Below are 21,077 nucleotides of genomic sequence, written 5' to 3' on the forward strand. Positions count from 1 at the left end.
TTATGCAGAGAGTCGCCTCCAATTTTCACATGCATGCCAATGTTGGTTATAATCAGTCGCGGGATTTGGTCAATCAATCAATCATATTGACCTTCCTGTTGATCTTTTTCGTGAAAACTTTCCTGACCTCGGGATCGTTCAACAGCGAGCTGATTAATAAAACTGTGATGGGGCTCAATGCCCTGATGTTGCTCTATGTCGGCTATGCATTTTTCATCGCTACGATGGCGGAAAAAGCGGTTGCGGGTTTTTTGGTTCTGCTGTTTCTGGTTAATATCGCCACCGGACATGGCGATTACCTTTTTGGCGCGGTATTCAGCTCTGCGGTGATAATTTTATTCCGCCGCATCGAGATGGTGCGCGGCGCTGAAATGTTCGCTATCGCTTTTGTGGTTGCCGGGCTGTTGATGGTTATCCCTTATACCTTTTACACCAATGGATTTGTTTACCTTGATGAGCGCTATGGCAACAGATTAACGCTGGGTTTCGATAACCCGAATACCTTGGCGTATTATTCTTTTGCCTTGTTCGCTATGCTGCTGTGCCTGATCGACCATGCGAAATTAACGCGTGGAATGAAAAATATCGCCTCACTGGCGGTGTCGGCGTTAATTATCCCGGTGCTGATGTATTCCTATTCCCGCACCTGTTTTATGTTGGCACTGTTGATGTTGTTGCTGTTTTGGCTGGCGCCGCTGTTGCGTTTTACCCCCAATAGAAAAGTCTGCATTGCGCTGACGTTGGCCATCGTAGGCTTCCAGTTCGCCAGCGTTATACGCTGGGGGAGCAATCCGGCATTGGATGCGCTGTTGAACCAAGCGTTGACCGGGCGCATCTGGTTCTCCTGGCAGATGTTTCAGGCGGTGGGGCTACCCAATCCGCTGTTCGGCATGAATATCGAACCCTATAAGCCGGTCGATTTCTTCTTCATCGCCATGTTTTATTCGGCTGGTGGGATCGCCTCTGTTGTCATGCTTTTTTGTTATTTTCACCTGTTGGGTAATATGCGCAGGCTGAGTCGATTCATGCGCTGGGTGGTGGTTGTTTTTCTGCTGACAACTTTTACGGAAACCTATTTTTTGGTCCCGGTATTTAACGTGTCGTTATTGCTGCTTTGCCGTGGAAAAGAAATGATAAATTCTAAGTTGGAGGGTTAAGAAATGGATTTCTCGATCGTGATCCCTATTTATAATAGTGCGCGTTACCTGCCTAAAACTCTGAAGCGGATTTTCAGCGCTTGCCAAGGGTTCGACTATCAGGTGATTTTGGTTGATGATTGCTCTGACGAGGATGATATCAAATATATTCGCCAGATGGCGGCGACTAATAGCAACGTGATGCTACATGAGAAAAAACAGAAGAGCAATGCGGCGGTATCGCGCAACCTGGGCGCCAATTTAGCGCAATCGGAGATCGTGTTTTTTCTCGATTCGGATGATTACTTTACTACCAACTATATTATTCGCCGCATGAAGAAGCATGAAGATCGCCATATTGATATTATCTTCGGTAATTATGCAGAGGTGAGCGGCGATTCGGTACGCGACTTCAACTTTCACTACAAATCCGGTTCTTCCGGCGAGGATTTTCTTTTTCTGGAAATGGGCGATATTCGGTCATCTACCATCAGCATGCGTAAAAAAAGCGATCGCCGCTTTTTATTTCCCGAGTTTCTCAACAAGCATCAGGATTGGGGCTTTCTGGTCAACGCCACCAATTTGGGCGCGCAAGTGGCGTATGACGCCGGTGGCGGGGTGTTTCTCGACGTGGGGCGTTACGGACGCATGACGGCGAAACTTAATCTGGAGGCCAGCGACCGCTTTATCAATACCTTCCTCAGCCCCAGCGATCGCCATATCAGCGGATTCGCCTGCAAGCACCTGCTGGCCTCGCTGTATTCGGAAAACGCCCAGGCGTTCAATTATTACTCGTCGCGCATCGTGCGGCACAGCCTGAGCGGCAAGTTCAAGATGATCAAATGGTATGGCGATTGTCTGACGCGGCTGGGGTTGTTCTCGGTTGGCGGCCGGCTGTTGCGCAATGTGCGCCAGGGATTCAGGAGATGATATGCAAGCACGCAAGGTAATCATCGTCATCGAAAATATGGCGGGCAAGGGCGGCACTGAACGGGTCGCCAGCGGTTTGGCCAATGCGCTGGCGCGTCTGCCGAATTACGAGGTGGTGGTGTTTTCGCTGTGTGGCGAGCGGAGCTTCTTTCCGCTGGCGAGCGACGTCCGGCTACGCTGTGGCGGCGGCGATTCGCTGTTCTGGCCATGGCGGCTGGCGTTGGCACTGCGGCGTGAACGCGCGGACGCGATCATTACCGTTTCCATGGGAAAACTGTCGGTGGTGATGACGCCTTTTCTACGTTTGTTCTGTGCCCGCAGCCGGCTGTTATTGAGCGAGCACGTCAGCTTTCACCAGTATCCGCGCGTATTTAAATGGCTGAAGTTGTTGGTTTACCGGTTGGGCGATCGCGTGATTTTCCTGACGCGGCAAGATCGCGACGCCATCGCTCGCTGGGTGGGCGCCGGGAAATGCCGGGTGATCGAGAACGTTTCGCCGTTCGGCGCACAGGCGCCGACGCCGGCGCTGCAGGAAAAGGTGGCGCTGGCGGTGGGGCGGTTGAGCAATCAGAAAGGCTTCGATCGTCTGATCGCGCTGTGGCGCGGGGTGGCGGCGCAAATGCCGGATTGGCGGCTGTTGATTATTGGCGACGGCCCTGAGCGTGACGCACTGCGGCGGCAGATTAAAGGCGCCGGGCTGGAGCGGCAGGTGAGCCTGCTGCCGGCCACCGCCGACGTGGCGGCCTATTATCGCCAGGCCAGTCTGTATTTGATGACGTCGCGCTATGAGGGGTTGCCGATGGTGCTGATCGAAGCCATGAGTTTCGGCCTGCCGTTGGTGGCCTACGATTGCAAGACCGGCCCGGCCGAGCTGATAGACAACGGCGTCAACGGCTATCTGGTGCCCGATGACGATGCCGCCGCCTTCAGCGAAGGCGTGCTCGAACTGATGCGCGACCCGGACTTGCGCGATCGCTTTTCTGTCGCCGCGCTAGATAAGTCTCGCCGTTTTTCTCCCGAACGTATTTATCCCCAGTGGCAACAGCTCATTGAGTGAGGACAGAATGGAAAAGATATCCGTGATAATGCCCGCCTACAACGCGGCAAACTCTATCAAAGAATCGATCCTTGGCGTGCTGAATCAGCAATTTACCGACTATCACCTGTATGTGATCGATGATGCGTCCACCGACAACACCGCCGAGGTGGTGCGGCCGTTTATCCACGATCGCCTCACCTATATACGCAATGAGCATAACCAGGGCGTGGCGGAAACGCGCAACATCGGCATTGAGGCGGCGAGCGGGGACTATATCGCCTTCTGCGACAGTGATGACGTATGGCTCCCCAACAAGCTGTCGCGCCAGGCGAGCATTTTGCAAACCCGCCGCTATGACGTGGTGTGTTCCCATTATTACACCTTCGAAGACGACCTGAAATTGATCAAAAACACCCGTGGTGCGGATGAGCTTATCGGCTATCAGGACATGTTGAAAAGCAACTGGATCGGCAATCTCACCGGCATCTATAACCAGAAGCGCATCGGTAAGGTATATCAGCAAAAAGTGGGGCATGAGGACTACTTGATGTGGCTGGCGGTGCTGCAGAAGGCGCGTAACGGCCTGGCCTACTGCATTCCCGAACCGCTGGCCTGTTACCGGTTGTCTACCCATTCGCTGTCGGGCAACAAAATCCGCGCTGCGGACTGGCAATGGCGGATTTACCGTCAGCATTTGGGGCTGTCTTACCAGAAATCCTGCTATTTGTTCGCCACCTATCTGTTCAATGCCGTGGTGAAAAGGAAATGACCATAAGGGGGATGTATCAGCGGGCGGCTCTGGGCTGTTGCGCCTTGTGGGGCGCAGCGGCTCTGGCGCAGAACTGCCAACCCAATCTGTTGACCAACCCCGGCTTTGAGCAGGGGCTCAGCGGCTGGCGAGCGCAGGGCGCGCAGGCCGACGGCGATACGCACAGTGGCAGGGGGAGTCTGCGTTATGACAATGCAGATATAGCGCGATACCGTACCTTCAACCAGGCGCTGCAGGTTGAGCCCGGACAGACGATAGATTTCGGCGTCTGGCTCAAGACCCGCGGCGTGCGCGGGCAAAGCCGCGACGGCGGGGCTGGGGTTTATCTGCAGAGCTTTGATGCGCAGGGGCGCTTTCTGGAAGGCAGTTATCCGGCTGGGGTGACCGGCGACAGCGGCTGGCGGCAGGTGAACGCCAGCTATACCGTGCCGCCGCAGGCGGCGCGAATCACTTTTGGCGTTTATCTGCGTAAGGGGAGCACCGGTACCGCCTGGTTTGACGACGCCTATGCGTGTGCTCGCGCGTCTATGCCGGCGTTGTATCAGCTCGGCGCGTCGGCGCAGGGAAAGGTCGACACGTTGGTCGTCACTGCGCAGCCGCAGCATTTGCAGGTCGACAGCGAATTGCTCAATGCCGAGGGGCAGGTTGTTCACCGTAGCCGCGACCGTTATCAGGTTGAAGGGCAGCGCCGTATCGAATACCAACCGCCGGCCGGCCTGGCACAGGGGGAATACCGCCTGCGTCAGCAGGTCACCGGTCAGCAATCCCAGCCGGCACAGGGCAGCGAGCTGTCTTTTCGCGTCGGGCAGCCTGCGGCCAAAGTCGCGATCGACAGCGAAGGCTTTACCCTGCGCGATGGTCAACGGCTTTTCCCGTTGGGCATTTACGCCAACGTGGCTACCGATGAGCATTTGGCGCGCATCGCCTCGGCGGGATTCAACACGGTGCTGAATTATGATTATGGGGAAAAGAAAGATCCTTACGCCTTTTTCCGCAACGCAGGCAAGCGCGGGCTGCTGGTCATTTACTCCGTCAAAGATCAGTACCGCGGCAGCCGCTTCGCGCCGGCCGCGCGCGGTGGCGACTACGCGGCGATGACGGCCTGGTACGTGCAGCGCTTGCGCTCTCAGCCCAACCTGCTCGCCTGGTACATCAACGATGAACTGGGGCCGGAATATCTCGATAAGATCGAGGAAAAAAACCTGCAAATAAAGCGGCTTGACGGCGATCATCCCACCTTCCAGGTGTTGAACAAAACCGGGGAGTTGGACGCCTACTTTAACAGCAGCGACATTTTGGCGACCGACCCTTACCCTGTGGGGAACGATCGCGATCTGACGCGCACGACGCGTTATACCGAACTGACGGTGCAGGCCGCCCGCCAGGCACGCGGAGCCTGGGTGGTGATGCAAATCATGGATCACGCCGCTTATGACGCCAGCCGCAAGCCACATCCGCCGTCAGAGGCGGAAATTCGCAATCAGGCCTGGCAGGCGCTGATCGGCGGCGCCAAGGGGCTGTTGTTTTATTCTTATACCGATCTGTTTTATAAGCGTAAAACCGGCCGCTTCGACCAACGGGAGTTTGACGCCACCTGGCGTGGCGTGGCTGCCGTGTCGCAGCAAATCGCCGCCTTCACCCCTTATCTGCTGACGGGAAAATCGACGCCGCTGGCGGGAAGCGACCCGCAAATGCCGGCGCGGATGTTTATTCTGGGCGATCGCGCCTTGCTGTTGGTAGCCAATCCTTACTATCGAGAGGGAAGCACCCGCTTGCGCCTTCCGGCGGGTTGGCGGCAGCAGGGAGAGGGCACGGAGGTCAAGCTGACGTTGCCCGCCGTGGGTACCGCGACGCTGTGGCTTCAACGCTGAAAGCGACGAGTCAGCATCACGCGGGAGGTTTCTCCCGCGTCCTACCCCCAAATACCCCGCCTTGCCTCCCAGCTGTCCGCCTTCATCTTGATATTCTCCTTTATTCATTTTAATTCAATTAATTAACCTAATTTATCGCACCTATACTTTGGTGGTATTTCACCCCCGACGCGCGCGTCGCCTCCCGCTTTCTCTTGATCGCAATCAATTTGCCGCCGGTTGGCCGTCAGTAGGCTGGCGGCAGATTGAGCATGTCTTCTTATAACGACAAGAGCCTTCAGGAGCATTCCGGATGAGCAAATTTTTAGACCGTTTCCGCTATTTCAAGCAGTTGGCGGAGCCTTTTTCTGGCGAGCACGGCCAGACCTTGAACACTAACCGCGACTGGGAAGACGGCTACCGCAGCCGTTGGCAGCACGACAAAGTGGTGCGTTCCACCCACGGCGTGAACTGCACCGGTTCCTGCAGTTGGAAAATCTACGTGAAGAATGGTCTGGTGACCTGGGAAACCCAGCAAACCGACTATCCGCGCACCCGTCCCGATCTGCCCAACCATGAACCGCGCGGCTGCCCGCGCGGCGCCAGTTACTCCTGGTACCTGTACAGCGCCAACCGGCTGAAATACCCGCTGATGCGCAAGCGTCTGCTCAAACTGTGGCGCGAAGCGAAAGCGCAGCACAGCGATCCGGTCGCGGCCTGGGGCTCTATCGTCGGCGATGCGGAAAAAGCCAAAAGTTACAAGGTGGCGCGCGGCCGCGGCGGTTTCGTCCGCTCCAGCTGGCAAGAGGTCAATGAACTGATCGCCGCCGCCAACGTCTATACCGCTAAAACCTTCGGCCCTGACCGCATTATCGGCTTCTCGCCGATCCCGGCGATGTCGATGGTGTCCTACGCCGCCGGCGCCCGCTACCTGTCGCTGATCGGCGGCGCCTGCCTGAGCTTCTACGACTGGTATTGCGATTTGCCGCCGGCCTCGCCGATGACCTGGGGCGAGCAGACCGACGTGCCGGAATCCGCCGACTGGTACAACTCCTCCTACATTATCGCCTGGGGCTCCAACGTGCCGCAGACGCGCACCCCGGACGCCCACTTCTTTACCGAAGTGCGTTACAAGGGCACCAAAACCGTGGCGGTGACGCCGGACTATGCCGAAGTCGCCAAGCTGTGCGACCACTGGCTGAATCCGAAGCAGGGCACCGACAGCGCGATGGCGCTGGCGATGGGTCACGTGATGCTGAAAGAGTTCCATCTCGATCGCGAAGTCGGCTACTTCCGCGACTATGTGCGCCGTTATACCGACATGCCGATGCTGGTGCTGCTGGAGCCGCGTGAAGGCGGCCACTACGCCGCCGGCCGCCTGCTGCGCGCCGCCGATCTGGTGGACGGATTGGGCCAGGAAAACAACCCCGAGTGGAAAACCGTCGCTATCGACAGCCGCAGCGGCGATCTGGTGGCGCCGCAGGGCTCCATCGGTTTCCGCTGGGGCGAGAAGGGCAAGTGGAACCTGGAACAGCGTGAAGGCAAGGCGCAACAGGAAGTCGAGTTGCAGCTCAGCCTGTTGGGCATGCATGACGACGTCGCCGAGGTGGGTTTCCCGTACTTCGGCGGCGCCGACAGCGAGCATTTCAACAGCGTGGCGCTGGACGAGATCCTGCTGCACAAGCTGCCGGTGAAACGCCTGCGGCTGGCGGACGGCAGCGAAGCGCTGGTGACCAGCGTGTACGATCTGACGCTGGCCAATTACGGCCTGGAGCGCGGGTTGGGCGACGCCAACTGCGCCGCCGACTATGACGAGGTCAAGGCTTACAGCCCGGCCTGGGCCGAGCAGATCACCGGCGTATCGCGCCACAACATCATCCGCATTGCCCGCGAGTTCGCGGAAAACGCCGAGAAGACCCACGGCCGTTCGATGATCATCGTCGGCGCCGGCGTCAACCACTGGTATCACATGGACATGACCTACCGCGGCCTGATCAATATGCTGATCTTCTGCGGTTGCGTCGGCCAGAGCGGCGGCGGCTGGGCGCACTACGTCGGCCAGGAAAAACTGCGGCCGCAAACCGGCTGGCTGCCGCTGGCGTTCGGCCTCGACTGGCAGCGCCCGCCGCGCCACATGAACAGCACCTCGTTCTTCTACAACCATTCCAGTCAATGGCGCTATGAAACCGTCGGCACCGACGAGCTGCTGTCGCCGCTGGCGGACAAGTCGCGCTTCGGCGGCAGCCTGATCGACTTTAACGTGCGCGCCGAACGCATGGGCTGGCTGCCGTCTGCGCCGCAGCTGGGCGCTAACCCGCTGCGCCTGGCGGAGCAGGCACGCGCGGCCGGCCAATCGCCGGTCGAATTTACCGTCGACAGCCTGAAGAACGGCTCGCTGGGCTTCGCCGCCGAGCAGCCGGACAATCCGCAGAACTTCCCGCGTAATCTGTTCGTCTGGCGATCCAACCTGCTGGGCTCCTCCGGCAAGGGCCATGAGTACATGCTCAAATACCTGTTGGGCACCGAAAATGGCATCCAGGGGAAAGATCTCGGCCAGCAGGGCGGCGTGATGCCGCAGGAAGTGGAATGGCGCGAGCAGGGCGGCGAAGGCAAGCTGGATCTGGTGGTGACGCTCGATTTCCGCATGTCGAGCACCTGCCTGTACTCCGACGTGGTGCTGCCGACCGCCACCTGGTACGAAAAAGACGACATGAACACCTCCGACATGCACCCGTTCATTCATCCGCTGTCGGCGGCGGTCGATCCGGCCTGGGACTCGAAGAGCGACTGGGAAATCTACAAGGGCATCGCCAAGGCCTTCTCCGAGGTGTGCGTCGGCCATCTGGGCCAGGAAACCGACGTGGTGACCCTGCCTATCCAGCACGACTCCGCCGCCGAGCTGGCGCAGCCTTACGGCGTACAGGACTGGAAGAAGGGCGAATGCGATCTGATCCCCGGTAAAACCGCGCCGCACATCATCGCGGTGGAGCGTGATTACCCGGCCACCTACGAGCGCTTTACCTCACTGGGGCCGCTGCTGGACAAACTGGGCAACGGCGGCAAGGGCATCAGTTGGAACACCCAAACCGAGGTCGACTTCCTCAAGCAGCTTAACTACGTCAAGGCCGACGGCCCGGCGGCGGGGCGGCCGAAGATCGAGAGCGCGATAGACGCGGCGGAAGTGATCCTGTCGCTGGCGCCGGAAACCAACGGCCAGGTGGCGGTGAAAGCCTGGGAAGCCCTGAGCAACGTCACCGGCCGCGATCACCGGCATCTGGCGCTGAACAAGGAAGACGAGAAAATTCGCTTCCGCGACATTCAGGCGCAGCCGCGCAAAATCATCTCCAGCCCGACCTGGTCCGGTCTGGAGGACGAACACGTTTCCTATAACGCCTGCTACACCAACGTGCACGAGCTGATCCCGTGGCGCACCCTCAGCGGCCGTCAACAGCTGTATCAGGACCATGAGTGGATGCGTGCCTTCGGTGAAAGCCTGCTGGTATACCGGCCGCCGATCGACACCCGCGCCGCGCAGCCGCTGCTGAACAGCAAGCCGAACGGCAACAAGGAGAAGGCGCTGAACTTCCTGACGCCGCACCAGAAGTGGGGCATTCACTCCACCTACAGCGACAACCTGCTGATGCTGACGCTGTCGCGCGGCGGCCCGATCGTCTGGCTGAGCGAAGACGACGCCAAAGATCTGGGCATTGCGGACAACGACTGGATCGAGGCCTTCAACGCCAACGGCGCGCTGACGGCGCGCGCGGTGGTGAGCCAGCGTATCCCGGCCGGCATGACCATGATGTACCACGCACAGGAGCGCATTGTGAATCTGCCGGGCTCGGAGATCACTTGCCAACGCGGCGGCATCCACAACTCGGTGACCCGCGCCTGTCCGAAGCCGACCCACATGATCGGCGGCTATGCGCAGTTGGCCTACGGCTTCAACTACTACGGCACCGTCGGTTCCAACCGCGACGAGTTCGTGGTGGTGCGCAAGATGAACCGCATTGATTGGTTGGACGACGAAGGCAACGACTACGCGCAGGGCAGTCAGCAGGAGAACAGCAAATGAAAATTCGTTCGCAAGTCGGCATGGTGCTGAATCTGGACAAGTGCATCGGTTGCCACACCTGTTCGGTCACCTGCAAAAACGTCTGGACCAGCCGCGAGGGTATGGAGTACGCCTGGTTCAATAACGTGGAAAGCAAGCCCGGCGTCGGGTATCCGCACGCCTGGGAAGATCAGGAAAAATGGAAGGGCGGCTGGATCCGTAAAATCAACGGCAAGCTGGAGCCGCACATGGGCAGCCGCGTCGGCGTATTGTCGAAAATCTTCGCCAACCCGGACGTGCCGGCGCTGGACGACTACTACGAGCCGTTCGATTACGACTACCAGCATCTGCACACCGCCAAACAGGGCAAGCACCAGCCGGTGGCGCGCCCGCGCTCGCTGATCACCGGGCAGCGCATGAACAAGATCGAAAGCGGCCCGAACTGGGAAGAGATCCTCGGCGGGGAGTTCGAAAAACGTTCGCAGGACAAGAACTTCGACAACCTGCAGAAGGCGATGTACGGCCAGTTCGAAAACACCTTCATGATGTATCTGCCGCGCCTGTGCGAACACTGCCTCAACCCGGCCTGCGTCGCCACCTGCCCGAGCGGGGCGATCTACAAGCGCGGCGAAGACGGCATCGTGCTGATCGACCAGGACAAGTGCCGCGGCTGGCGCATGTGCCTGACTGGCTGCCCGTACAAGAAAATCTATTTCAACTGGAAAAGCGGCAAGTCCGAGAAGTGCATCTTCTGTTACCCGCGTATCGAAGCCGGCCAGCCGACGGTTTGTTCGGAGACCTGCGTGGGCCGCATCCGCTATCTCGGCGTGCTGCTGTACGACGCCGATCGCATCGAGCAGGCGGCGGCGGTGGAGAACGACAAGGATCTGTACCAGAGTCAGCTCGATATTTTCCTCGATCCGCATGATCCGAAGGTGATTGCTCAGGCGCTGGCGGACGGCGTGCCGCAGGGCGTCATTGAAGCCGCTCAGCAGTCGCCGGTGTACAAAATGGCGATGGACTGGAAGCTGGCGCTGCCGCTGCACCCGGAATACCGCACGTTGCCGATGGTGTGGTACGTGCCGCCGTTGTCACCGATTCAATCGGCCGCCGACGCCGGCGAGCTGGCGCACAGCGGCGTATTGCCGGACGTCGAGAGCCTGCGCATCCCGGTGCAGTATCTGGCGAACCTATTGACCGCCGGCGATACCGAGCCGGTGCTGCTGGCGCTGAAACGCATGCTGGCGATGCGCCACTACAAGCGGGCGGAAACCGTCGACGGCGTGGTGGACACCAGCGCGCTGGAGCAGGTCGGTCTGAGTGAAGCGCAGGCGCAGGAGATGTATCGCTACCTGGCGATCGCCAACTATGAAGATCGCTTCGTGGTGCCGTCGAGCCACCGCGAGCTGGCGCGCGAAGCCTTCCCGGAAAGCAAGGGGTGCGGCTTCAGCTTCGGCGACGGCTGCCACGGCAGCGATGGCAAGTTCAATCTGTTCAACAGCCGCCGTATCGATGCCATCGACGTGACCGCGAAAACCGCGCGGCCGGAGGATGCCTCATGATCAGCCTGAAAGTGATCGCCCGCCTGCTGGATTACCCGGAGCAGGCGCTGTTTGACCATCAGCAGGCGCTGATCGAAGCGCTGGAGCCGGCCAGCGAGCTGGATCTGCACCACAGCGCGCAGCTGATTCTGTTTATCCGCCGCCTGTGCGCGCGCCCGTTGCTGGACGCGCAGGCTGACTATTGCGAACTGTTCGATCGCGGCCGCGCCACCTCGCTGCTGCTGTTTGAGCATGTGCACGGCGAGTCGCGCGATCGCGGCCAGGCGATGGTTGACCTGATGGCGCAGTACCGCGCCGCCGGGCTGGAGATCGACAGCCGTGAGCTGCCGGACTTCCTGCCGCTGTACCTGGAGTATTTGGCCAGCCGCAGCGCGGCGCAGGCGCGGGAAGGGCTGCGGGACATCGCGCCGATCCTGGCGCTGCTGGGCGCGCGTCTGCAGCAGCGCGAAAGCCCGTACGCGGTGCTGTTTGATCTGCTGCTGGCGCTGTCCGGCAGCGAGGTGCAGGCCCAGGCGCTGGAGACGCAGGTGGCGCAAGAGGCGCGCGACGATACGCCGCAGGCGCTGGATGAGGTGTGGGAAGAGGAGCAGATCAAGTTTCTCGGCGAACAAGGCTGCGCCTCCGCCCAGCAGACGGCGCACCAGCGGCGCTTCGCCGGCGCGGTGGCGCCACAGTATCTGGACCTGACGGATGCGTTAACCGGAACCAAAGGACGCTAATCATGCAATTTTTGAATCAGTTCTTCTTCGATATCTACCCTTATCTGGCCGGCGCGGTGTTCCTGATCGGCAGCTGGCTGCGTTACGACTACGGGCAGTACAGCTGGCGCGCCGGCTCCAGCCAGATGCTGGATAAAAAGGGCATGCGGCTGGCGTCCAACCTGTTCCACATTGGCATTATCGGCATCTTCGCGGGCCACTTCCTCGGCATGCTGACGCCGCACTGGATGTATGAGGCCTTCCTGCCGATCGACGTGAAGCAGAAGCTGGCGATGATCGCCGGCGGCGCCTGTGGCCTGATGACGCTGATCGGCGGCGCGCTGTTGCTGAAGCGCCGGTTGACCAACCCGCGGGTACGCGCCACCAGCAGCTTCGCCGACATCATGATCCTGACGTTGTTGTTGGTGCAGGTGTGTCTGGGGCTGCTGACCATTCCGTTCTCCGCCCAGCATATGGACGGCAGCGAAATGATGAAGCTGGTGGCCTGGGCGCAGGCGGTAGTGACCTTCCACGCCGGCGCCTCTGCGCACCTGGCAGGGGTGGCGCTGATCTTCAAACTGCACATGGTGCTGGGGATGACGCTGTTCGTGCTGTTCCCGTTCTGCCGCCTGGTGCATATCTGGAGCGCGCCGGTAGAGTACCTGACCCGCCGTTATCAGCTGGTGCGCAACCGCCGCTGAGCCTGACCCCGCCGCCGCCGATCGCCAGCGGCGGCGCTATTCCGATAATTCCCCCGCCGTCTGCCCATTCTCGCCGCCTTGTCGTAAACTCACTATCTCAGTTATGTTACGCTTATGCTTCCGCCGGCGGACGTCGGCCCGTGGTAGTCGATAACAAGAGATACCGCCTTGATGAAAGGCATTTTGGGACATAAAAACCGGGGATGATCCGCGTGGCCTTCGTGCCGTGCGGGAGAATCGCTTTATGGATAGTCAGGTTAATCAATAACAATAATGACCACACAATGTCGCTCACCCGAGCTGTTGCCTCTGAAAATCATCGCCACCGGGGCCGCATTGCCGCCCAACCGCGTGGCCTCCTCTACGCTCGACGCTCGCCTGGGGAAACCGGCCGGTTACGTTGAAAAACGCTCGGGCATCGTTTACCGCTATCACGCCGCCGACGACGCCAGCCAGGCCGAGCTCGCCGCCGCTGCGCTGCAAGATGCGCTGGCTCGCCGCGCCATTCCGGCAGACTCGATCGATCTGCTGATCTCCGCCTCGGCGATTTCGGTGCAGGCATTGCCGTGCACCGCCGCGCATATTCTCAAGGTGGCGGGGCTGGCGGCGGGCACGCCAGGCTTCGACATCAACAGCAGCTGCGTCAGCTTTATCTCTGCGCTGCAGGTGGCGGCGGGGCTGCTGAACGCCGGAACGTATCAGCGTATTGCCATCGTCTCAGCGGATCTCGCTTCACGCGGCATCGACTGGCAGCATGAAGAGTCGTCGCTGATCTTCGGCGACGGCGCCGCCTGCGCTATCGTAGAGCGCGGCGACGGCGCCAGCGGCATCCTCGCCAGCCTGGTGGAAACCTACCCCGGCGGCAGCGAACTTTGCGAGATCCGCGCCGGCGGCACGCGCCGCAACCCGCGCGCCGGCATGTGCGAGCAAGACTTCCTGTTTCATATGCAGGGCAAGCCGCTGTTCCGTCAGGCGTCGGCGCTGATTGAGGGCTACCTCGATCGGCTGCTGAGCGCCAGCGGCTTGACCCTGGCGCAGATCGCCACCGTGGTGCCACACCAGGCCAGCCATTTGTCGCTCGAACACATGCGCAAGCGGCTGCACGTTTCGAGCGAGGCGCTGGTAGATATCTACCGCCACCACGGCAACCAGGTGGCGGCGTCCATCCCGACGGCGCTGCATGCCGCCGTGACCACCGGGCGCTTCAACCCCGGCCAGCCGGTGATGCTGATCGGCACCGCCGCGGGGCTGGCGTTGGCCGGCATGGTGTTGCTGCCATGAGGGTGCTGGTCACCGGGGCGACCAGCGGGCTGGGGCGCAACGCGGCGCAGTGGCTGCTGGAGGCCGGACATCAGGTGCGCGCCACCGGCCGCGATGAACGGGCCGGCGAAGCGTTGCGTCAGCTGGGCGCCGAGTTTTGTGCGCTCGATCTGGCGCAGGCGACGCCGCAGCAGTGCCGGCAGCTGGTGACCGACTGCGAGTGGGTGTGGCACTGCGCGGCCAAGTCTTCCCCCTGGGGCGGCAAAGCGGAGTTTCACCGCATCAACGCCGCGGCGACGGAGAAGCTGGCGGAGGCGGCGGGGCGCTGCGGCGTGCGGCGCTTCGTGCATATCTCCACGCCGGCAATCTACTTCGATTTTCAGCCGCATTACGATCTTGACGAGGGTTACCGCGCCCGGCGCTTCGCCAATCACTATGCCGCCAGCAAGCACGCCGCCGAACAACGCCTGTTGGCGCAGGCGAAGATCTATCCGCAAACCACCTACATTATGCTGCGGCCACGCGGCCTGTTTGGCCCGCACGATCGGGTGATCGTGCCGCGGCTGTTGCAGCAGCTCGAACGCGATCGCGGCGTATTGCGATTGCCCGGCGGCGGACAAGCGCTGCTGGATCTGACCTTTGCCCCCAACGTGGTGCACGCGATGGATCTGGCCAGTCGGCAGCGCGGATTGCCGTCCGGCGCCGTGTACAACATCACCAACCACCAACCGCAGCGGCTGGCGGAGATGCTGGATGCGCTGCTGCGTCAGGAGCTGGGGCTGAGTTACCGGCTGCAGGCCGTGCCCTATCCGCTGCTGCATACGCTGGCCGGCGGCATGGAGCTGTGGGCGACGTTGAGCGGCAAGGAACCGCTGCTGACGCGCTACAGCGTGGCGGCGGTGCATTTTGACATGACGCTGAACCAGACTCGTGCGATCGAAGAGTTGGGCTATCGGCCACGTTATTCGATGGAAGAGGGCATTCGTCTGACCGGCGAGTGGCTGCGGCGGCAAGGAGGCGGACAGCATGGCTAAGGTCACCGTTTTTGACGTGGGCTATTGCACGCATATCGGCTGCATGGCGCTGCGCGGCGCCGGGTTCCGGGTATGCAAATTCCCGGCGCGCGCCTATCTGCTGGAGGTGGGGGAGCGCCGCTGGCTGTGGGATACCGGCTACGCGCGTTATTTTCAGCAGCACACGCAGTCGGGGGTGTTCAGCCTTTATCGCCGCATGACGCCGGTCTATTTCGATCCCGCCGAGTCGCTGGCGCATCAACTGCGCGAAGCCGGTTACGCCGAGGGCGATATTCAGGCGCTGATCGTCTCGCATTTTCACGCGGACCACATCGCCGGGCTGCAGGATTTCAGCCAACTCGACTTTATTTGCTCCGGCGAAGGCTGGCGGCAAACCCGTGGATTGCGCGGTTTCGCGGCGCTGAAGCGCGCCTTTATTCCCGGCCTGATCCCGGCGGATTTCGAGAGCCGCCTGCAGTTTATGGAGGCTTTTCCCTCGGTGGCGTTGCCCGCGCTGCTGGCGCCGTTCGATCGCGGTTACGCGCTGCCGGGCAGCGAAGGGCAGATCGTGTTGGTGCCGCTGCCGGGGCATGCGGCCGGCCATATCGGCGCCTTTATTCTCACCGATGCCGGCTGGACGCTGCTGGCCAGCGACGCCGCCTGGTCGCCGCAGAGTTACCAGACGCTGCGCGGGCCTTCGCGCCTGGCCAATCTGGTGATGGACGATGCGGCGGCGTACACCCGCACGCTGGAGCGGCTCAACCAGCTGTGGGCGGGCGGGCAGGTCAACATTTTGCTGTGCCACGAGGGGGATCTGTGATCCCTTTCATGACCCTTTGGCACTATTTCCGCGCCCGGCGCCTGCGCTTTGGCGATCGTGCGGCGCTGGAGGCGCATCAGGCCCGGCAGCTTGAGAGCTTTGCCCGCCGGGTGCTGAGCAAGAGCCCCTATTTTCAGCGTTTCAGCCGCCGGCCGTTCGCCGAATGGCCGCAGATGGACAAGGCGCTGATGATGGCGCAGTTCGACCGGATGAACACCGCCGGGCTGCAGCGCGATGCGGTGCTGGCCTGCGCGCAGCGCAGCGAGGCGGATCGCGATTTCACGCCGAAGATCGGGCGCTACAGCGTCGGATTGTCGTCCGGCACCTCCGGGCAGCGCGGCGTGTTTGTCGTCAGCCCGCGCGAGCAGCAGGTGTGGGCCGGCGGCATGCTGGCGAAGATGCTGCCGGACGGGCTGTTGGCCGGCGAGCGCGTTGCGCTGTTTCTGCGGGCGGACAATAATCTCTATCACAGCGTGAACAACCGTTGGCTGAGCCTGGCGTTTTACGATCTGCTTGCGCCGTTCAGCGAGCATTTGCCCGCATTGGAACGGCAGGCGCCCAGCATCATCGTGGCCCCGGCGCAGGTGCTGCGCGCCTTGGCGCTGGCGGTGCTGGCCGGGCAGGTGAAATTGCCGGTCAAAAAAGCGATCTCGGTGGCCGAGGTGTTGGAAGAGCAGGACCGCCGCCTGCTGCTGCAGGTATTTCCGGCGGTCGGCGAAGTGTATCAGGCCACCGAAGGATTTCTTGCCGCGACCTGCGCGCACGGTACGCTGCATCTGAACGAAGAGTTTTTGCATATCGAACCGCAGTGGATCGACGAACGGCGTTTTACGCCGTTGATCACCGACTTTACCCGCAGCACGCAGCCGATCGTGCGTTATCGGCTGGACGATGTACTGGTGCTGCGCAAGGAACCCTGCCCGTGCGGGCAACCGACGCGGGCGATCGCCCGTATCGAGGGGCGGCGCGACGATCAGCTGATGCTGCCCGATGCGCAGCGGCAACCGCAGGCGGTGTTCGCCGATGCCTGCAGCCGAACGATCGCCAATGCGTTGCCGCTGACCAGCGATTACCGCCTGATCCAGCGCGGCGAACGGCGGTTGGAATTGATTGCCGATTGCAGCCCGGCGGCGTTGGCGCATTGTCAGGCGCAGCTGATCGCGCTGTTCGCTCGCCAGGGCATCGCCACTGAGCGCCTCGAATGGCGGCTGACGGCGCAGACGGTACTGCCGCAGTTCGATCGCAAGCGGCGGCGCATCGTTCGCCAGGCGGAGGAAACATGAAAAATACGCTGTTCAGACTAGGGCACATGTTGCTCGGCTGGGGCACGGTCGGGGTGGTGTATAGCCTGACCGATCGCTTGCAGGGAGCGGGAACCTTGCTGCCGCCGTCGGCGCTTGACCGGGCGATCCCGTTCAGCCCCACGGCCATCTGGCTCTATCTCTCTTTCTTCCTCATCGTTCCGGCGGGCTATCTGCTGGCGCCGCTGCAGCGGGTCACATGGCTGACGCGGGCGATGCAGCTCACCGCGCTGGGCGCCGGGGCGGTTTATCTGCTGTGGCCGACCACCATGGCGTATCCGCAGAACGATGGCGTCGGGATCAGCGCGCAACTGCTGGCGGCGTTAACCCAGGTGGACTCGCCGCAGAACTGCCTGCCTTCGCTGCATATGGCGCTGACGGTGCTGGCGGTGTGGGCGCTGAGCGACGGCAAGCGCAAAGTGCGCGCGGCGCTGTGGATGCTGTGGGGCGTGGCGATCGCGTTCTCGATTCTGCAACTGCGCCGGCATTTGTTTGTCGATTTGGCCGGCGGTGCGCTGCTGGCGCTGTTCGCCGGCTGGCTGGCCCTGCGCATGAACACCCTGCGCCGGCGCGCGGTTAAAGGAGAAGTGGGATGAGCGATCTGGCATTGCCGATAGTGTTCATGCTGTTCATCGTGGTGGCCGAGGCGGTGGCGCTGCAGTGGGGGCGTCGCGAGCCGGTCAACTGGCACGATCTGGTGTTCAACCTGAACTCCGGCCATATCATGCTGTGGCTGTTCCGCGGGCTGGAGATCACCTGCTACGGCTACGTGGCCGCGCATTTCAGCCTGGGGCTGCTGGACGCCTGGCCGCCGCTGTTGATGTGGCTGTTTGCTTTGCTGGCGTGGGACTTCGGTTTCTACTGGCTGCACCGTCTGCATCATCGTTTCCGCCTGCTGTGGGCGGTGCATGTGGTGCACCATCAGGGCGAGCATTTCAATCTGTCGCTGGGGGTGCGCAACTCCTGGTATTCGTCACTGACGTCGATCCCGTTCTTTTTGCTGCTGGCGCTGGCGGGCGTGCCATTGCCGGTGTTCGTTGCGGTCTCGATTTTTCACTACAGCATTCAGCTGTTCAATCACAACGCGCTGACGCCGAAGCTTGGCGTGCTGGAGAAAGTCCTGGTCACGCCGGCGCATCACCGAGTGCATCACGTCAAGGACATGGCGTATTCCAATAAGAATTTCGGCGGCAGCTTTATCTTCTGGGACAAGCTGTTCGGCACCTTCTGCCCGGCATTGCCGACCACGCCGTTCAGCTACGGCGTCAGCGGCGACAGGCCATCCGCCAACCCGTTCTGGGCGAGCAATCTGCCGTTCCTGCGCTATTTCCGTATGGCATGGCGCCCGGCGCCGGGCCGGCTACGCGACCGCCGTTCGGCGCTCAGCGTATTCAGCGGCGCCATGCTGCTGTTCTCGCTGGTGGTCGGTTACGTCTACCAATACGGTTACGGCTACGGCGACATCAGCTGGCCGCAAATGGCGCTGCTGGTGCTGCTGGCGTTGGGCTCGGTGGCGCTGGGCGGCATGACGGAAGGGCGATCTTGGGCGAGCGCCGTCTGGTTGCTGGTCGCGTTGGGCATGCCGCTGCTGTTTATCGGCTACCTCGGCTGGCCGCAGCGTTATTGGCATATCGCCATGGCCGCCGTGGCGTTGCATGCCCTGTGCGTCGCGCTGGGCTGGGGACGGGGGGCCGCACCGGCCGCCGTGGAGGAACCGCATGGCTGAAACATTGCCGCCGCTGCGTTTTCCCGCCGATGGCGAACAGGCATTCCACCGCGATCTCAAGCGCGCGGCGCACGCCTGCCTGGCGGGCGATCATCGCTATGCCGATGCCGCGCGATTGGCCAAGGCTGCGCTGTTGCTGGCGCTGTGTGCCGGGTTTTACGCGCTGAGCCTGCTGCAGCATCAGCCCTGGGCGTTTTTCCTCTGCTATTTCCTGTTCGTGGCCATGGGCATGCTGCTCAACGTCAACGTCAACCACGATGCTTCGCATAACGCCTTCTTGCGCGCGCCCTGGGCGAATCGCCTGGTGGGGCGACTGGTGACGCTGCCGCTGGGCGTCGATCCGGACTATTGGCGCACGCGGCACGTGGATTACCACCACGTCTACGCCAACGTCGAACACTACGATCTGGACACCGAAGAGAATGGCTTTTTCCGCCAGACGCCGTTCCAGCGCTGGCGACCGCATATGCGCTATCAGCATCTGTACTGGCCGCTGATCGCCGCGCTCTCTTTGCCTTACATCGCGTGGATTTTCGATTGGTCCGATCGGCTCGATAAAACGCCGCTGCGGGAAAAACGCGTGCTGGCGGGACGCGGCGGTTGGGCGTTGTTCGTGCTGAGCAAGTTGCTTCATGTGGCGCTGGTGCTGGTGGTGCCGCTGATCGTGGGCCACCAGCACGGCATCGGTTGGGGCTGGGTGTTGCTGGCCTATGCGGTCGGCCAGATGTGCGCCTCGCTGCTGGTGGTGTTCCTGCTGCTGGGCACCCACTGGGCGCAGGCCGAGTTTTACCCGGCGCCGACGGGTGACAGCATGCCGCAAGGCTGGTACCGGCACAATTTCGCCACCGCCTGCGACTGGCAACCCGAGCCGCACTGGCTGGAGCACCTGACCGGCGGGCTGAACTATCACCTGACGCATCACCTGTTCCCCGGCTGGAATCACCGCCACTACCCGGCGTTGGCCGCGGCGCTGGCGGAGGTGGCGCAGCGGCACGGCATGGCGTATCGCTGCATCGGCTATCGTGAATTGCTGGCGCAACAACAGCGCTTTTTGCGCCGGATGGGGCAGCCGTGAAACCGCTGCGTCCGTTAGCCTATCGGCGCGACGACAGCGGGTTGCACCGCGCGCTGATGCAGGCCGCCCAGCACTATCTGGCGGCCAACGGCGATCACCGTTTCGCCGACGGCGGCATGTTGGCGAAGGTGGCGCTGCTGCTGGCGCTGTGTGGCCTGTGTTACGGGCTGGGCCTGCAACAGCAGAACGGCTGGGCATTTTTCGCCTGCTATTTCGGTTTTATCTTTATCGGCATGTTCCTGACGGTGAACGTGGTGCACGACGCCTCGCACAACGCGTTTTTCCGTCGGCCCTGGGCCAACCGCGGGCTGAATGCCCTGGTGAGCGTGCCGCTGGGGCTGGATCCCGACTGCTGGCGCGTGCGGCACGTGCTGTTCCATCATGCCCATAACAACATCGAACATTACGATCCCGACATCGACGCCAATGGCGTGCTGCGGCAAACGCCGTTCCAGCGCTGGCGGCCCTTTATGCGCGCGCAGCGTTATTATTGGCCGCTGGTGGCGGCGCTGACGTTCCCGTACTACATCTGGCTGTTCGATTGGCTGGACAGGGCGGGCCGCACCCGCGTGGCGGCGCGCATGGCGCAGCAGGGCGCGCGCGGCTGGTGCGCGTTTCTGGCGGGTAAGGCGGCGCACCTGCTGCTGGCGCTGGCGATCCCGTGCTGGCTGCTGCCGCCAGCTATCGGCATCGGGCAAATTCTGCTGGTCTACTTGCTGAGCCAGATGCTTTCTTCCTTGCTGTTCGTGATGTTGATCATCGGCACCCACTGGGCCAAGGCCAACTTTTATCAGGCGCCGGCGCAGGGCGCGATGCCGCACGGCTGGTATCACCACGTGTTCGCCACCACCTTCGACTGGCTGACCCGGCCGCGCTGGCTGGGATACTGGCTCGGCGGGGCGAACCTGCATTTGACGCATCATCTGTTTCCGCACTGGAGCCACCGCCATTACCCGGCGCTGAGCCGCATCATCGGCGAGGTGGCGCCGCGTTTCGGCATCGACTACCGCCTGCTGGAACTGGAGGAGCTGCTGCGCCTGCAGCAACGTTTCCTCAGCGCGATGGGGCGCAAGCCGCAATAGCGTTGCATGCGGATTGTGCGAGGCGTTACGTAGTTCACTAATTGAACGATATTTGGCGTTC

17 protein-coding genes are annotated in these 21,077 nt (G+C 61.7%); all 17 read left to right on the plus strand.

The features are described from left to right. Window positions 1-2 precede the first annotated feature (2 nt). Window positions 3-1,157 (plus strand): hypothetical protein, encoded by a 1,155-nt coding sequence (locus ACMGGK_RS09050; RefSeq protein WP_028127495.1) that lies wholly within the window; start codon window positions 3-5, stop codon window positions 1,155-1,157. A gap of 3 nt (window positions 1,158-1,160) precedes the next feature. Beyond that, window positions 1,161-2,066, plus strand: coding sequence for a glycosyltransferase family 2 protein (locus tag ACMGGK_RS09055; protein ID WP_016927357.1), 906 nt, complete (start codon window positions 1,161-1,163; stop codon window positions 2,064-2,066). A gap of 1 nt (window position 2,067) precedes the next feature. Continuing rightward, on the plus strand, window positions 2,068-3,123 hold the full coding sequence (locus ACMGGK_RS09060) for a glycosyltransferase family 4 protein (RefSeq protein ID WP_164052448.1): 1,056 nt from the start codon (window positions 2,068-2,070) through the stop codon (window positions 3,121-3,123). A 7-nt stretch (window positions 3,124-3,130) separates the two neighbouring features. Further along, on the plus strand, window positions 3,131-3,874 hold the full coding sequence (locus ACMGGK_RS09065) for a glycosyltransferase family 2 protein (RefSeq protein WP_015378195.1): 744 nt from the start codon (window positions 3,131-3,133) through the stop codon (window positions 3,872-3,874). 11 nt (window positions 3,875-3,885) lie between these two features. Beyond that, on the plus strand, window positions 3,886-5,745 hold the full coding sequence (locus ACMGGK_RS09070) for a carbohydrate-binding protein CenC (RefSeq protein ID WP_053090353.1): 1,860 nt from the start codon (window positions 3,886-3,888) through the stop codon (window positions 5,743-5,745). A gap of 292 nt (window positions 5,746-6,037) precedes the next feature. Further along, window positions 6,038-9,799: a nitrate reductase subunit alpha gene (locus ACMGGK_RS09075; RefSeq protein ID WP_143778229.1), complete on the plus strand. Its 3,762-nt coding sequence runs from the start codon at window positions 6,038-6,040 to the stop codon at window positions 9,797-9,799. Continuing rightward, complete coding sequence (gene narH, locus ACMGGK_RS09080; protein WP_420276843.1) at window positions 9,796-11,340, plus strand: nitrate reductase subunit beta; 1,545 nt, start codon at window positions 9,796-9,798, stop codon at window positions 11,338-11,340. The genes ACMGGK_RS09075 and narH overlap by 4 nt, the downstream gene beginning before the upstream one ends. After that, complete coding sequence (gene narJ / locus ACMGGK_RS09085) at window positions 11,337-12,059, plus strand: nitrate reductase molybdenum cofactor assembly chaperone (RefSeq protein WP_420276844.1); 723 nt, start codon at window positions 11,337-11,339, stop codon at window positions 12,057-12,059. Before narH ends, narJ begins: the two co-directional genes overlap by 4 nt. Before the next feature lie 2 nt (window positions 12,060-12,061). After that, a complete protein-coding gene (gene narI, locus ACMGGK_RS09090; RefSeq protein WP_049299152.1) occupies window positions 12,062-12,739 on the plus strand; it encodes a respiratory nitrate reductase subunit gamma in 678 nt (225 codons plus the stop codon). Window positions 12,740-13,012: 273 nt separating this feature from the next. Then, a complete protein-coding gene (locus ACMGGK_RS09095) occupies window positions 13,013-14,020 on the plus strand; it encodes a 3-oxoacyl-[acyl-carrier-protein] synthase III C-terminal domain-containing protein (protein ID WP_197758348.1) in 1,008 nt (335 codons plus the stop codon). Then, on the plus strand, window positions 14,017-15,033 hold the full coding sequence (locus ACMGGK_RS09100) for an NAD-dependent epimerase/dehydratase family protein (RefSeq protein WP_016927365.1): 1,017 nt from the start codon (window positions 14,017-14,019) through the stop codon (window positions 15,031-15,033). Before ACMGGK_RS09095 ends, ACMGGK_RS09100 begins: the two co-directional genes overlap by 4 nt. Beyond that, entirely contained in the window at window positions 15,026-15,832 is an 807-nt protein-coding gene (locus tag ACMGGK_RS09105) for an MBL fold metallo-hydrolase (protein ID WP_049299153.1), read from the plus strand. The genes ACMGGK_RS09100 and ACMGGK_RS09105 overlap by 8 nt, the downstream gene beginning before the upstream one ends. Then, complete coding sequence (locus tag ACMGGK_RS09110; RefSeq protein ID WP_033640061.1) at window positions 15,829-17,115, plus strand: F390 synthetase-related protein; 1,287 nt, start codon at window positions 15,829-15,831, stop codon at window positions 17,113-17,115. Before ACMGGK_RS09105 ends, ACMGGK_RS09110 begins: the two co-directional genes overlap by 4 nt. After that, entirely contained in the window at window positions 17,112-17,729 is a 618-nt protein-coding gene (locus ACMGGK_RS09115) for a phosphatase PAP2 family protein (protein WP_420276845.1), read from the plus strand. The genes ACMGGK_RS09110 and ACMGGK_RS09115 overlap by 4 nt, the downstream gene beginning before the upstream one ends. Beyond that, window positions 17,726-18,859, plus strand: coding sequence for a sterol desaturase family protein (locus ACMGGK_RS09120; protein ID WP_016927369.1), 1,134 nt, complete (start codon window positions 17,726-17,728; stop codon window positions 18,857-18,859). Before ACMGGK_RS09115 ends, ACMGGK_RS09120 begins: the two co-directional genes overlap by 4 nt. After that, window positions 18,852-19,934: a fatty acid desaturase family protein gene (locus ACMGGK_RS09125; protein WP_016927370.1), complete on the plus strand. Its 1,083-nt coding sequence runs from the start codon at window positions 18,852-18,854 to the stop codon at window positions 19,932-19,934. Before ACMGGK_RS09120 ends, ACMGGK_RS09125 begins: the two co-directional genes overlap by 8 nt. Then, complete coding sequence (locus ACMGGK_RS09130) at window positions 19,931-21,016, plus strand: acyl-CoA desaturase (protein ID WP_049299155.1); 1,086 nt, start codon at window positions 19,931-19,933, stop codon at window positions 21,014-21,016. The genes ACMGGK_RS09125 and ACMGGK_RS09130 overlap by 4 nt, the downstream gene beginning before the upstream one ends. The last annotated feature ends 61 nt before the right edge of the window (window positions 21,017-21,077 follow it).

It is taken from the genome of Serratia sp. BNK-33-b, assembly GCF_048684565.1.
Classification (GTDB): domain Bacteria; phylum Pseudomonadota; class Gammaproteobacteria; order Enterobacterales; family Enterobacteriaceae; genus Serratia; species Serratia marcescens.

What these genes read in the sequence shown, in the direction of transcription:
- ACMGGK_RS09050 (WP_028127495.1), top strand. Translation starts at nt 3, where the DNA reads ATGCAGAGAGTCGCCTCCAATTTTCACATGCATGCCAATGTTGGTTAT.
- ACMGGK_RS09055 (WP_016927357.1), top strand. Translation starts at nt 1,161, where the DNA reads ATGGATTTCTCGATCGTGATCCCTATTTATAATAGTGCGCGTTACCTG.
- ACMGGK_RS09060 (WP_164052448.1), top strand. Translation starts at nt 2,068, where the DNA reads ATGCAAGCACGCAAGGTAATCATCGTCATCGAAAATATGGCGGGCAAG.
- ACMGGK_RS09065 (WP_015378195.1), top strand. Translation starts at nt 3,131, where the DNA reads ATGGAAAAGATATCCGTGATAATGCCCGCCTACAACGCGGCAAACTCT.
- ACMGGK_RS09070 (WP_053090353.1), top strand. Translation starts at nt 3,886, where the DNA reads ATGTATCAGCGGGCGGCTCTGGGCTGTTGCGCCTTGTGGGGCGCAGCG.
- ACMGGK_RS09075 (WP_143778229.1), top strand. Translation starts at nt 6,038, where the DNA reads ATGAGCAAATTTTTAGACCGTTTCCGCTATTTCAAGCAGTTGGCGGAG.
- narH (WP_420276843.1), top strand. Translation starts at nt 9,796, where the DNA reads ATGAAAATTCGTTCGCAAGTCGGCATGGTGCTGAATCTGGACAAGTGC.
- narJ (WP_420276844.1), top strand. Translation starts at nt 11,337, where the DNA reads ATGATCAGCCTGAAAGTGATCGCCCGCCTGCTGGATTACCCGGAGCAG.
- narI (WP_049299152.1), top strand. Translation starts at nt 12,062, where the DNA reads ATGCAATTTTTGAATCAGTTCTTCTTCGATATCTACCCTTATCTGGCC.
- ACMGGK_RS09095 (WP_197758348.1), top strand. Translation starts at nt 13,013, where the DNA reads ATGACCACACAATGTCGCTCACCCGAGCTGTTGCCTCTGAAAATCATC.
- ACMGGK_RS09100 (WP_016927365.1), top strand. Translation starts at nt 14,017, where the DNA reads ATGAGGGTGCTGGTCACCGGGGCGACCAGCGGGCTGGGGCGCAACGCG.
- ACMGGK_RS09105 (WP_049299153.1), top strand. Translation starts at nt 15,026, where the DNA reads ATGGCTAAGGTCACCGTTTTTGACGTGGGCTATTGCACGCATATCGGC.
- ACMGGK_RS09115 (WP_420276845.1), top strand. Translation starts at nt 17,112, where the DNA reads ATGAAAAATACGCTGTTCAGACTAGGGCACATGTTGCTCGGCTGGGGC.
- ACMGGK_RS09120 (WP_016927369.1), top strand. Translation starts at nt 17,726, where the DNA reads ATGAGCGATCTGGCATTGCCGATAGTGTTCATGCTGTTCATCGTGGTG.
- ACMGGK_RS09125 (WP_016927370.1), top strand. Translation starts at nt 18,852, where the DNA reads ATGGCTGAAACATTGCCGCCGCTGCGTTTTCCCGCCGATGGCGAACAG.